Genomic DNA, 13,037 nt, shown 5'->3' on the forward strand with positions numbered 1-13,037 from the left:
TTAAAGGTGCATAAAATAAACATGTAGAAATAGAAAGAATACAAGATTTTTTGCAGTGCTTGAATATATACAAAGGAAACAATACTAAATTGTAAACGATTTTAGAATTTTTGATTACATATTAGGCAAACAGGAAAATATTAATAATAAAGAGAGTATACCTTCACCATTTTTGGTTTAGGAATATTAATATTTAACTATTGGAGAGATCGCCTATGAAAAGTAGAATGATTAAAATCGTTAAAAACTATAAAGTTCAGACATTTGTATTTGGTGTGGGTGTTTTACTATTGTTCTTAACAATTGTGGTTGGCAGTATTCTATTAAGCAATATACCAAGAGACAAAGACGTGAGATGGAAAGATTTGATGCATACAATAAACGAAATAGAAGCAAAGTCGAATAAATGAGCATTTTTCAAAATTGAAAAATACATTCTAGTGGACTTATATTCGAAATTTTTTGTTAAATATTGGTTGAAGAGTAGTATACAAAACAGTATAATAGAATTAATAAGAGAGAATGATTTCTCTCCATATATTACGATTCCATAGCTCAGCTGGGAGAGCACTACCTTGACAGGGTAGGGGTCGCTGGTTCAAGTCCAGTTGGGATCATACGATTAAGGAAGCTTAAACCTAAGTGTATCAAGGGTTTGGGCTTTTTCTTTGTTTTCAGTTACTTCCATTTTTTGTAATGAATATTATGCATTGCACAAAGACTGCACAGAAACTTCACGAGCATTTTAATTTAAACCAAATTTTTCATCAAAACGATCAGCTGTATTCTTCTCCATTTCTTCATTTGAATGTGAGTAGATACCAATTGTAGTTTCTACTCTTGAATGACCTAATCTCTCGCTAACAATTTTCGGGTTTTCACCCATTCTCTCGAATTATTTTTTTAAGGAGCTCAAAACTAAAAGCTCGATTAGAAAAATATTAGTACCTGATTCTGTAATGAATTTATTAAAACAATTAAACGAAGTACAAGATCGAGTAAAATCCATCTTAGGTTTAAATTATCATTTAAACGATTTAGTAATATGTACTCATGATGGTAAGCCGATTCATCCTCGAATCTAGCGTGTAAGTTTAAACAACTAATTAGTAAAACCGGATTAAAAGAAATCAACATACACGGGATGCGACATTCGAATGCAACACTGTTAGTGAAGCAGAATGTTAACGCTAAAGTAATTAGCGATAGACTTGGCCATTCAAATGTAGGAATTACATTAAACCTTTATACACATACAGATTTAGAAATGCAAGAAAATGCAAAAAAAGGGAATACGATAACAATATTCAGCGATGAGTTAATTCATTCATTCAAGGGGGAAGTATATAATTGTCCCAAATACTCCAGGCAATACGACATTAAGGTATCTATTATTTGTGAAGAATATACAGAGCGACAGGACTTTTCGATCTCTATGATTATCAATCAAAAGGCGTAATTATTGTTTTAACCGTAATTCAATTTTTAATTTAAAGGATATTTTGTAAATCTCACCAGCATCTCATATATTGTCAATTACAGTCCACGCATGTAGAGTGTATCTCGCAACTCATTTTAAAGTAATGCAGTAAGCCCATTGGGCGCTGCCTTTTTATGTTTCCTATAACGGATATACAAGCCGTCACCGGGTCGATCGTCAGATTCACGTCACGGAAATTTACAAAAACTAACAAAATATTTACAATATTACTAAATTAATATGAAACACTCCTACTATTCTAATCTTGTTAAATAGATTTTAGAAAAGATCCTAGGAGGAGAATTATGAAAAAAGGACGTTTGACTAAAAAAAGAGCAACGTTAGTATTAGCACTAGCATTAACGATTCCTGCTGTAATGCCTGTTTCAGCCATGGAAAATAAAGGACATGTAACGATTGATTCAGTAAAATTTAATGGGATGGATGCGCCAAAAACGATTGATAAGATGGTTCAAACCTATTCGAACGCATCTCTGGAAGTAAAATATAGTAATGGTGAAGTAAAGAATTTCCCGCTTTCATATAACAGGCTTTTCAAATCTGAAGATAAAATTGCAATGAACAATGGAGAGTTAATTCCAGCTGGTACACCTATTGATGCGAACGGGAAACCAATTGTTGATAACAGTGTAGCAGGAAACTCAACATATTTTGTATCTGATGCTCCCGATTCCAATAGCCTGTTAAACCCGATTGGTGGGAAGATTTATATGGTCACCCATTATGAATATCAGACATTTGATGCCGCTGGTAAGTCTGCTTATGGAATCGTTCCTGCTTCGATGTCATTATCAACTATCCAGCAGGATAAGAATTCAGGCAAACTCACTCCTACAAGTGTAAGGAAAATTGACTTCTCTAGCGTAAACGGTCTTTGGATCCCTTGTAATGGTTCTCTATCGCCTTGGAATACCCACTTAGGTTCTGAAGAGTATGAACCGGATGCACGCAGTTTTGAACTAAATCCAACCTCATCTGCAAGGACTTCCGTTGAAAGCTTTGCTCAGCTCTATTTTGGGGACAAATTAAAAGCAAATCCTTATTTCTATGGATTTATTCCGGAAATTAAGGTAGACAATCATGGAGAAGCTTCCGTTTCAAAACACTACAGTATTGGCCGTTTTTCTCATGAATTAATGAAAATGATGCCTGATAACCGCACTGCTTTCTTTGGTGATGACGGTTCCTACACAACGATGTTTATGTATGTAGCTGATAAAGAGAAGGATCTTTCTGCCGGTACACTTTATGCCGCGAAATTCCATCAAAATGGGACGGAAAATGGCGGTTCCGGAAACTTGGAATGGATTAAATTAGGACATGCTTCCGACGAAGAAATCAAATCAATAATCGATAGCGGTGTGAAGTTCAGTGATATTTTTGAAATCGCTGAAGGACCTAAAGAAGGATTCAAAGCGATTAAGCAATACACATATGGAAAAACAGAATACCTAAAAGTAAAGCCTGGAATGGAAAAGGCAGCAGCATTTTTAGAATCCCGTCGTTATGCAGCTATTCTTGGTGCTACCTCCGAATTCAATAAAATGGAAGGTGTTACTTTAAACGAAAAAGATAACAAAGTGTATATTGCCATTTCGGACCAAAGCAATGGTATGCTTGAAAATGCTAGTGATCCTTCCGATGATATAAAATTGCCAAAAATTAAATCTGGTGTTACCTATCAATTGAATTTGACAGGTGATCAAAAAGACAGTAGCGGACAAAAGATTCACAGTCAATATGTTGCAGCCAATATGTTAGGATTAATTAAAGGTGAGGATTTACCTGGTCCAGATGCATATGGGAACACAGCTAATGTGGGAAAAATAGCGAATCCCGACAACTTAAGCTACTCAGAAGCACTAAGAACATTATTCATTGGTGAGGACAGTGGCATGCATACAAATAACTACGTATGGGCTTATAATGTTGACACCAAAGAATTATCAAGGATTTTATCGAATCCTGCAGGAGCAGAATCAACAGGTTTGTCTGCCATCGACAATCGTAATGGGTTCTCCTATATTATGAGTAACTTCCAGCATCCAGGTGATGAATTAGAGGGTAAAAACATTACAGCTGTTAATAAAGCTGAATTAATTAAAGCAATGGAAACTGAAATCGGTATTGATCGTACAGGTGGCGTAGGGTATATTTCCGGTCTGCCATCAGTTGAAGACCTGCTAAATAAGAATCGAGATGTGAATAGCATCTTTAAAAAATAAATAAGTAATAAACTATTGCAATAGAATATAAGGTTTAAACTCCGGTGTTCAATGAATCCCGGAGTTTATCGTTTAGTTTTATTCCTATATTCAACACATTTAGTCTGGATAGTCATAATTGGCTATTCATTTTTTTTCTAAACGCTTTATAACACAAGTCGATTCAAAATAGGATGGGAAAGAATTATTTAAAAGCTAATCAAATTGAAATTCCTCATTGAACTGACTGGCATTAGTTCAATAGGATTGTGAAAGGACTGTCAAAATTAAGTCAGTCCTTTTTCAGTTATTAAATATTAAGATTTTACTTTAACAGAGCCTTGATAAGAGAAAGACAGTGTAAAAAATTTATACATACTTATTTCATTCATCCCAATCCGTTTTTTCGATTTTTCAAAATGTAGGATCGTAATTTCTATTTTTACTAAGATCTACTAGCGCTTCGCTTAATTGAAGCAGATGTTCATGATGATTATATTTTTCCATGTAGTCATTTATAATTTTGTTTTCAAAGGGTTTAAGTAATTGTGAAATTCTGTGGTTTCTTCTACAATTTCAAATTTGTGCAATTCACCCTACCTCATAATAAAGCTTTACTTTTCAAATGCACAGAAATTGCACGGACATAATAGAAACAATAGAATTAAAAGAGTTGCAATGAATAAAATTACAGCGACCGCTTGATTTACTGGACTTAATTTAACTAAAATATTCATAATTACTGTATAATACTCGTATTCTGTATTTGATAGAGTAGGGGTCACTGGTTCAAGTCCAGTTTGGATCATGCGAATTAGAAGGCTCAAACCTAGTAGTATCAAGGGTTTGGGCTTTTTCTTTGTTTTCAGTTACTTCCATTTTTTGTAATGAATAATATTCATTGCACAAATACTGAGTCCGGATGCATGGATGGTATCGCCCACCGTTTCGACATTCGATAATGACAGCCACTCTCCATCACGGTTCCAAAGACGTTTTGGATCATTCATTGTCGGTGAAAGGATCCATTAGGCACAAATGCTTGGACAAAGGACTAGCCATCAGGATTAAGTGCCTTTGGATATATCTTCGGAGCATCGTTTGATGCTAGCATGAAAGCGGCGAAAAACGTACTAAACTGGTATCATATTACGGACTATCCTGCGACAGAAGCAATCCTGCAGCAAATATCGCTAAATGGGCAATGAACTTGATTCTATTGATCCGAATGCTGCGCATTGAACTGAGCTAGATAATTGAACAAGTAAAATATTAAAAACATTATGAATAAGGAAATATAAAAAAGGAACGTATTTTGAATTCAGAAATACGTTCTTTTTTTCATAATCTCAAGGAATGTATTGTTAATCTATCAATTTTACGGCGGCTTTGAAATTGCATAGCTGTTTAAGTAATCAAAGGAAATATGATTTTTTCAGAAAGGATTGAAATAATATTATTGACAAACTATGTATGTAATTTTAACATTACATTTGTTAACCATCTACCAATAATTGGTTAACAATAAAAATGATAATCAAAAATTGAATCTTTATGCTTTACGAAAGCTCTATTAGAAAGTGTTCTATAGTTTGCTCATGATGCAAATAACAAAAGAAAGATTTATAAAAAAACCCCCGCATTAAATTTATAAGATTATTAAACGATACCAAGGTTTGGAGAGTAACGTGTATGATTGATGAAAACTTATTTAGTGTTAGAATGAGAGCCTCCAAGAATGGGGCACATGAAAATGGTGGTAAACATATATCTGGTGGCGAACTAATTTCAACTTACGACAATTTAAAAAATGCAGTAATTGTCCTATTAGAGAAAGCTTTAACACATTCAAGAGGCAAACCGGACTTTTTTCAGATTCAGTTTGAATTAATTGATGAACCTATCTCAAAATTGAGGCCATTACATGTTAAGACAAATGAAGTGGGCTCCGTAGAAGAAGGACAAATAATCGCTCAGAGTCTTTTAGAACAAGCAGGTGTTCCAAAAGAGAGCATTAAAAAAGCATACCAACAAATATATGAATATATGAATCTTAGAGGGGCAATCTTGTTTGATATCCGAACTGGAAAACGAATTGATGATTTGAACGAAAAAGGTGTTCGGGTTTCAAGAATGGACTGGGGAACCATGGATTTTGAAAAGTGGGCTGACTTCTACACAATACCTCGAAGTCAAAGAGTGAAGGAGGCGCTTGTTCTTGCAACAAAGGTGAATAGGCATCACTCAACTATCGCAGAATTATGTTGGTCAGATGATCCTGAATACATAACAGGTTATGTTGCAAGTAAAAAGCTGGGCTATCAGAGAATTACGATGTTAAAAAAATATGGTGATGAACGCGGATGCCGAATCTTTTTTGTGGATGGTTCAAGCCATCTACAATCATACATAGACTACTTAGAAAAAAAGCCAATCATCGTTCAATGGGAGGAAGAAAATGCAACATGAGTTAATTGATAAAAATAAAAAACATACTTGGTTACTGTTCACACAAATGAAAGATTATGACGAAAATCCTTCCATCATTGTGGTCACAAATGAGGTGACAAAGGTTGGAGCTTGATGAATGGCTAAACCAACGAATACTTAATACAAAAGAGTCTGGTTTATATCGAATATTACGAACTATGAATTCGACCCCACTTTCTAATATGTTGATTGGTGGTCAAAGGCAAATTGTATTTTCATCTAATAACTATTTAGGCCTGTCGAATAATCCCAGCTTAGTTCATGCCATAGAAACGAACCTTCATGATTTTGGAGTAGGGAGTAGTGGATCAAGATTAACGACAGGCAATACGGATTGGCATCAAAGGCTTGAGGAGAAACTTGCCTCTTTTAAGCAAACGGAAAAGGCTCTGCTTTTTTCAAGTGGTTATTTGGCAAACGTTGGTGTGTTATCATCTATACCAGAAAAAGGGGATATTATTTTAAGTGATCAATTAAACCATGCAAGTATTATTGATGGATGCCGTCTATCAAATGCGACTACTATTGTTTATAACCATATCGATATGAGTGATCTTGAGGAAAAATTGAAAGGGATTTCTTCCTGTCAGCGACGTTTTATCATAACAGATGGTGTTTTTAGTATGGATGGGACAATTGCCCCTCTTGATCAGATCATTCCACTTGCAAAAAAATATCATGCCTTCGTCATTGTTGATGATGCGCACGCAACAGGTGTTTTAGGGGAAAATGGTAGAGGAACGAGTGAATATTTCGGAATTCATCCAGATGTGGTCATCGGAACTTTAAGTAAAGCTATTGGGACCGAAGGCGGATTCGTAGCTGGTTCACCTGTTTTAATTGATTTTCTCATAAACCATGCAAGAACCTTTATTTTTCAAACCGCTTTACCGCCGGCAGTCTGTGCAGCTTCTTATGCCGCATTGGAAATAATTGAGGAAAGTTATTCAAAACGCCAGCTATTATTTTCAAATGTAAAAAAAATAAAAGCTAGTTTAATAGAAATGGGATATATCGTGAAGGGAGATTTGACACCGATTATTCCAGTAATTATAGGAGATGCCAAAGAGGCGCTAATTTTTGCAGAAAAGCTACTGGAAAATGGAATTTTTGCTCCTGCGATTCGTCCGCCAACTGTACCAATTGGGGAAAGCCGTATCAGGCTAACTGTCACCTCCGAACATTCCTCGGAAGAAATAAATTATCTGTTGGATTGTTTCTACAGAATAGGAAAAGAGGTAAACATGATAAAATGAACGGTTTATTTGTAACAAGAACTGATACAAATGTTGGCAAAACGACTATATTTAGCGGATTTGCATTGGTTTTAAAAGAGAAAACATTATTTCGCTCTATCAATCAAACCAAAGAAATTCGATTTTCAGGAGGACGCGAAGTTAAACTCCGTTCCTTATAACCACTAGGTCTATATGCAGACAACTCTATCTTCGTTGGCGATTATTTAACAACTGCTGGGCAAGAAGAAAATGAGGATTACAAAATGTTACGTGACTTAGGATTTGTAGTGGAATCAGTAGAAGAAATGTAAGCCAGTTTAGCATTAGAAAATTAAAAAGTTTGATAGATTATTCATTATGCAGCAATCAAAATTGATAGTAATTCTTTTTAGGGAGGCTAAAATGAAAACGGAATACCAAGCATTTTCTTATATTACTAATGAGTTTTTTCAAAACCCTTATCCATTTTATGAGAATCTTCGATCCATGAATTCAATCTATCGGGGAAATCTTTTAAAGTATCCAGGCTGGTATGTGACAGGATATGAAGAAGCTATAACCATTCTCAAAGATTCTCGATTTAAAAATCGTGTCCCGTTGCCAGCGACCTCAAAAAAATATGATTTTTTAAAAAACATTCAAAATGACATGATGCTTTTTAAGAATCAATCAGACCATAAGCGGCTGCGTTTCCTAGTTAGTAACGTATTTACACCTAGGATGGTGGAACATCTTCGTCCTTATATTGAAGAAACGGTATACGATTTATTGCAACAGTTTCAAAATCAGAAAACATTGGATATAGTTTCCGATTTAGCATTTCCTTTAGCAAGTCTCATTATTGCGAGAATAATAGGGATACCTCAACAGGATATATATCAATTTAAAAAGTGGGCGGAAGGCTTAATTCAAAGTATTGATTTTACCCGTTCAGGAAAGACGTTAGAAAGCGGGAATGCTATTACAATAGTCTTAAGAGATTATTTTAATGAATTGATTAAAAAACGAAAACATAGCCCTGAAGATGATCTTATCAGCAGGTTAACTATGGAAGAGCAGCAAGGGGAAAGTTTATCAGATGAGGAATTATTAGCAACCTGCATTCTACTTGTTATTGCCGGCCACGAGACAACAGTTAATCTTATAAGTAATTCGGTTTTTACTTTATTAAAACATCCGAATCAAATGATAGAGCTCAAGGATAACCCAGTTTTAATTGAACAAGCTGTTGAAGAGTGTTTGCGTTATGAGAGTCCAACACAGATGATCGCTCGGGTAGCTACCGAAGATATTGAAATTGATAGTGCATCTATAAAAAAAGGGAATCAGATTTATGTCCTAATAGGAGCGGCCAATCGAGATCCGCATAAATTTCATGATCCTCATCTATTCGACATTACCAGGAGTCCTTGTCAACATCTAGCATTTGGATATGGTACTCATTTTTGTTTAGGTTCCACCTTGGCACGTTTAGAAGCACAAATTGCGATTAAAACACTCCTTAATTGGAAAGAAGTTCATCTGGTAGATTCTACTGAGTTGCAGTGGCGAAGACTTATTGGGTTTAGGTCCTTAAAAGAACTCCGAATAATATTTGACTGAGCAAGAACTTACATAATTGGTTTGGTGACCTGGAAAATTGCCTAGACAGATCTTTGAGGAAAATGGATTTGACGTTGAAAACATAGGTATTACTAGAATTAATAGGGCTGCCAATAGATGGCGTACATCATATAATGATTCTGGAGTTCTTGGACTTCGTGATACGCGTAAAGCCAACTCTGGGAGACCAACTAATAAAGAGCTCACTTTAGAAGAAAAAAACGCTAAATTAGAAGCTCAAATCCAACTATTAAAAGCTGAAAATGAATTGCTAAAAAAGCTAGATATGCTGGAGAGGGGGATGAAGGTAATAGAGTAAAAGTACCAACTGAACAAAAATTTCTTTTAATTCGTTCAGTGATCGAAAAGTTTAACTTTAAAAAATATGATAAGCTTTCTATGCAAAATTTCAGGAGTCTCACGTTCAGGTTATTATATATTTACTTCTCTTTTAGAGCTTCCGAAAGAAGATCACAATTTGAAAATAAAGACTCAAAAATAAAAGAAAATATCCTTAAGGCTCTCAAATTTAAAAAACGTAAAAAAGGTGCTCGACAAATTAAAATGACACTACAGAAGATCTTCAATATTATATATAACTTGAAGCGTATTCGAAGAATTATGAAGAAGTATAAGATGATCTGTCCAATTAGAAAGGCTAATCCTTATAAGAAGATGTTAAAAGCTACACAAGAAACACTCTGTATTACCAAACTTACTAAACCGTAAATTTAAACAGGATATCCCAGGTAAAGCTCTTCTTAAAGATATTACCTATCTTTATTACGGAAACGGGCATAAGGCTTATTTATCTACTATTTTAGATAGTTCCACAAATGAAATACTTGCCTATAATGTTTCCAATAGACTTACTTTGGATTTAGCGACAGATACTTTATTGAAGTTAAAAAGAAACAGGCGTGTCATATTAACAGAAGATGCTTTTATTCACTCTGATCAAGGCTCACATTATACCAGCCCTACTTTTCAGAAAAAAGTTAAAAAATTAGGATTAAAACAATCAATGTCTAGGAGAGGAAATTGTTGGGATAACGCTCTTCAAGAATCTTTTTTTGGTCATTTCAAAGATGAGGCAAATATACAACAGTGTAATAGTTTAGAAGAACTAAAGAAGAAAATAAGAAGTTATATGACCTACTATAACAATTCTAGATATCAATGGAATTTAAAGAAGATGAGTCCTGTAGAATACAGAAATCATCTTCTTTGTGTGGCATAACCTTTTTTCAATGTCCTTTACAAAGGGTACATTTTAATTTAACTGGTTAACCTTATAATACGAACGAATGCGTTAGTTGAAGATCAAAGTCACAGTTGTGGCTCTTTTTTTGAAGAAATTAACGATAAACGGATAAAAAGGGTTCAATTATTTTTTGTAGAATATATTAAGTTACAAAATTGGAAATAAATCCCAGTGTGGAAAGGGTATGTCCTCTGGAGGTGTTACTATTGGATTACAGTTTATTAGTTATTGGAATAGTGCTTTTAATGGTCTCTTACTTAGTAGCTGTGAAAAAACAAACTTGGTTGTTAGCAGGTTTTAATGAAAAAATGATTAAAAACAAATCCATGTTAGGTACAGTAACTGGTGCTGGCTTTTTTCTACCACTAAGCTTGTTAGTAATAATAAATAGTTTTATCAACTATCCTTATGAGAAAACGGTTCTTATAACGATAATGTTAATTTTATTAACCATTGTGTACCTTTTTATTAATAGAAAGTTACTTGATTAATCCAATTTAGCGTTTGTTGAATAACGAATATGCTGCTACGCAGTCTTTATTATTTTAATAACGGATTTTTATCTTCAAAAAACCAACGTAATTTTTGAATGATTTATGGTTCTTAACGAGGTGATTTTTTTAAGTCATGATCATTTGGAGGAAGGCAGAGTGTCAAATCAAATTAAGAGTTACATTGACTATCAAATGGTAAAAATTCCAGGGGGAGATATAGAGTTAAGAGACGATAGAATAAAAAGTAAATGGAAAACTGAAATAAGACCATTTCTTCTTGCCCAGTTTCCTGTAACTATGGATATATACAATACTATAACAAATAAAACACTCAATACTTTTGACAGAGATCTAAAACCAGTTGTGAATATTTCTTGGAATGATGCAATTTCTTTTTGTAATCTACTTTCACAGAAAGCAGGACTGAAAGAGTGTTATTTTATAAGTTATGATGGCGAAAGGATTTTTTGTGATTGGGAATCAGATGGCTATAGACTTCCTACAGAAGCAGAGTGGCAATATGCGTGTAAAGCAGGAACCACTGGTTATAGATACGGTGAACTTGATAAAATTGCGTGGTACAGTGAAAATTCTGGAGATAAAATCCATGAAGTAGGAAGAAAGGAACCGAATGCATGGGGTCTGTATGATATGATAGGGAATGTTTGGGAGTGGTGTTGGGATTTATATGATGAAAAAGTCTATGGGTCCTACCGAATTTTTCGAGGTGGTAGCTGGGCAGAAGTAGCTAGAGGTTGTGGCGCATCATGTCGTCGTCGTAGCCATCCGTCATTTTGCATAGACGATCTTGGATTCCGTCTTGCCCGGTCTTTTTAAATTCCTCAATTGATGGGACAGATATTTAGTCAATGCTTAAACTATCTTATTCAACTAAAGCAATGCTTTACTTCAATAGAAGGTCGCTTTTTTATTGAAGTAAAAAGCATATTATTTAAAGAAATGAATCGAGAATCTAATAATTTAGTTTGATTTGTTACAATTACTGGAGGACAGTAGGAAGAGGTAATATTTATGATAAAATTTATGTATATATTTTGCTTGATTGTATGGGGACTTAATTTTATTGCTGTAAAAATTCAAGGAACTCCAGTAAGCTTAGAATTATCCTTAACTTTTCGACTAGTTATGACAGCATTTTTATTTTTAGTTCTTGTTTTGTTCATTCGACCAAAGGGGAGACCAACAAGTAAAGATATCCCGTTTGTAATGGCATTTGGTATATGTAACTTTGCATTAAGCTATCTGTGTCTTTATTACGCTACAATATTGAGTTCTGCAGCAATCGTAACATTGGTATTTTCTTTAAAAGTGATATTAACTCCAATTGCTCTCCGGATTTTTTTAAAAGAAAAATTACATTCGAGAGTTCTATTTGGAGGTATTCTTGGTGTAGTGGGAGTGTGTATTCTAATTTATCCGACACTGGAAAATTTTCAAGGGTTCCATGACATAAAAGGAATTATTTTCGCTTTCCTAGGTACTCTCCTAACCGCAGTTGGTGACGCATGCTCGGCAAGAAATGCAAATCGCAAGGTTGATCCCATTTATGCAAATGCAATTGGATTTACAGTGGGCAGTTTATTGATGGGAGCAATAATATTGTTTCAAGGGAAAGAATTTATTTTTCCAACATCTTTTACGTACTTATCTGCGTTGTTATATTTAACGTTGGTTGCTTCTTTTGCTGCATGGTTATTCTATTTGAAGCTAGTAGAAAAAATTGGAGGATCTCAAAGCGGTTATATGGTCGCCCTTTTCCCCGCAATTGGTGGAGTGGCCTCTGTTTTAATTGGCGAGTCTGATCCATCAGTGTATTTGTTTGCTGGTTGCTTTTTTTCCTGTATTGGCGCCGCGATTGCTTTAGGTTTTGGAACGAGAAATCAGAATATGAAGTTGCCTATACAGGGCTAACTAAGGCTTTTCTTAAACGTAATGTTTTAGTTATATGACGGTGGAAAAGATTTCCAATGAGAAAGGCGAATAACGAATACAATACATAATAATTTTTATATAATAAAGTACAGTTACATGTTTCTTTTTTACCAATATCACCTATTTTTTAGGGAAACTCTTTATCCTGTGAGTTTCTCTTTTTTGTCAGTCTAAACATAACAATGTTAATAGATAAAAAAGAGCCTGTATCGAAAATTACTTGGTATTTGAAGATACAGGCTTTTAATTTAAACGATTAATTGTTGTTATAAATATTAGTTGTATACAAGA

Annotated in this window: 9 protein-coding genes, 1 tRNA gene and 4 pseudogenes; 13 read left to right on the forward strand and 1 reads right to left on the reverse strand. The window is 34.4% G+C overall.

Going from position 1 to position 13,037, the window contains the following annotated elements:
- The first annotated feature begins 215 nt into the window (after positions 1 to 215).
- Positions 216 to 410 carry a hypothetical protein gene (locus V5E38_RS03085; RefSeq protein WP_499212161.1) on the forward strand — a complete coding sequence of 65 codons (195 nt, stop codon included), beginning with the start codon at positions 216 to 218 and terminating at the stop codon, positions 408 to 410.
- A gap of 134 nt (positions 411 to 544) precedes the next feature.
- Positions 545 to 617 (forward strand) — tRNA-Val (locus tag V5E38_RS03090).
- A 128-nt stretch (positions 618 to 745) separates the two neighbouring features.
- Here the strand turns inward: V5E38_RS03090 and V5E38_RS03095 are convergent.
- Entirely contained in the window at positions 746 to 886 is a 141-nt protein-coding gene (locus V5E38_RS03095; RefSeq protein ID WP_499212162.1) for a hypothetical protein, read from the reverse strand.
- Between the two features lie 201 nt (positions 887 to 1,087).
- Between V5E38_RS03095 and V5E38_RS03100 the strand changes: the two are divergent.
- The 11 genes and pseudogenes from V5E38_RS03100 to V5E38_RS03150 all read left to right on the forward strand — a co-directional run.
- Positions 1,088 to 1,459 (forward strand): annotated as a pseudogene (locus V5E38_RS03100) (tyrosine-type recombinase/integrase); the annotation flags it as partial.
- Between the two features lie 326 nt (positions 1,460 to 1,785).
- Entirely contained in the window at positions 1,786 to 3,726 is a 1,941-nt protein-coding gene (locus V5E38_RS03105; RefSeq protein WP_499212163.1) for a PhoX family protein, read from the forward strand.
- A 1,671-nt stretch (positions 3,727 to 5,397) separates the two neighbouring features.
- Positions 5,398 to 6,174: a 6-carboxyhexanoate--CoA ligase gene (bioW, locus tag V5E38_RS03110; RefSeq protein ID WP_335479363.1), complete on the forward strand. Its 777-nt coding sequence runs from the start codon at positions 5,398 to 5,400 to the stop codon at positions 6,172 to 6,174.
- Positions 6,164 to 6,253: pseudogene (locus V5E38_RS03115) on the forward strand (hypothetical protein); the annotation flags it as partial. The gene bioW and the pseudogene V5E38_RS03115, both read left to right, overlap by 11 nt.
- Before the next feature lie 25 nt (positions 6,254 to 6,278).
- A complete protein-coding gene (bioF, locus tag V5E38_RS03120) occupies positions 6,279 to 7,451 on the forward strand; it encodes an aminotransferase class I/II-fold pyridoxal phosphate-dependent enzyme (RefSeq protein WP_499212164.1) in 1,173 nt (390 codons plus the stop codon).
- Positions 7,452 to 7,522: 71 nt separating this feature from the next.
- Positions 7,523 to 7,744 (forward strand): annotated as a pseudogene (locus V5E38_RS03125) (biotin synthase BioB); the annotation flags it as partial.
- 91 nt (positions 7,745 to 7,835) lie between these two features.
- On the forward strand, positions 7,836 to 9,035 hold the full coding sequence (locus V5E38_RS03130; protein WP_499212165.1) for a cytochrome P450: 1,200 nt from the start codon (positions 7,836 to 7,838) through the stop codon (positions 9,033 to 9,035).
- Between the two features lie 31 nt (positions 9,036 to 9,066).
- Positions 9,067 to 10,275, forward strand: a pseudogene (locus tag V5E38_RS03135) (IS3 family transposase); the annotation flags it as partial.
- Between the two features lie 221 nt (positions 10,276 to 10,496).
- Positions 10,497 to 10,790 (forward strand): DUF3784 domain-containing protein, encoded by a 294-nt coding sequence (locus V5E38_RS03140; RefSeq protein WP_286145512.1) that lies wholly within the window; start codon positions 10,497 to 10,499, stop codon positions 10,788 to 10,790.
- A gap of 195 nt (positions 10,791 to 10,985) precedes the next feature.
- Positions 10,986 to 11,630 carry a formylglycine-generating enzyme family protein gene (locus V5E38_RS03145; RefSeq protein WP_499213501.1) on the forward strand — a complete coding sequence of 215 codons (645 nt, stop codon included), beginning with the start codon at positions 10,986 to 10,988 and terminating at the stop codon, positions 11,628 to 11,630.
- Between the two features lie 195 nt (positions 11,631 to 11,825).
- Entirely contained in the window at positions 11,826 to 12,725 is a 900-nt protein-coding gene (locus V5E38_RS03150) for a DMT family transporter (protein ID WP_499212166.1), read from the forward strand.
- The last annotated feature ends 312 nt before the right edge of the window (positions 12,726 to 13,037 follow it).

Source organism: Rossellomorea sp. GAMAL-10_SWC (genome assembly GCF_049568075.1).
Lineage (GTDB): Bacteria > Bacillota > Bacilli > Bacillales > Bacillaceae_G > Gottfriedia.

Coding starts and splice junctions, on each gene's coding strand:
- V5E38_RS03085 (WP_499212161.1), top strand. CDS start 216: ATGAAAAGTAGAATGATTAAAATCGTTAAAAACTATAAAGTTCAGACA.
- V5E38_RS03095 (WP_499212162.1), bottom strand. CDS start 886: ATGGGTGAAAACCCGAAAATTGTTAGCGAGAGATTAGGTCATTCAAGA.
- V5E38_RS03105 (WP_499212163.1), top strand. CDS start 1,786: ATGAAAAAAGGACGTTTGACTAAAAAAAGAGCAACGTTAGTATTAGCA.
- bioW (WP_335479363.1), top strand. CDS start 5,398: ATGATTGATGAAAACTTATTTAGTGTTAGAATGAGAGCCTCCAAGAAT.
- V5E38_RS03130 (WP_499212165.1), top strand. CDS start 7,836: ATGAAAACGGAATACCAAGCATTTTCTTATATTACTAATGAGTTTTTT.
- V5E38_RS03145 (WP_499213501.1), top strand. CDS start 10,986: ATGGTAAAAATTCCAGGGGGAGATATAGAGTTAAGAGACGATAGAATA.
- V5E38_RS03150 (WP_499212166.1), top strand. CDS start 11,826: ATGATAAAATTTATGTATATATTTTGCTTGATTGTATGGGGACTTAAT.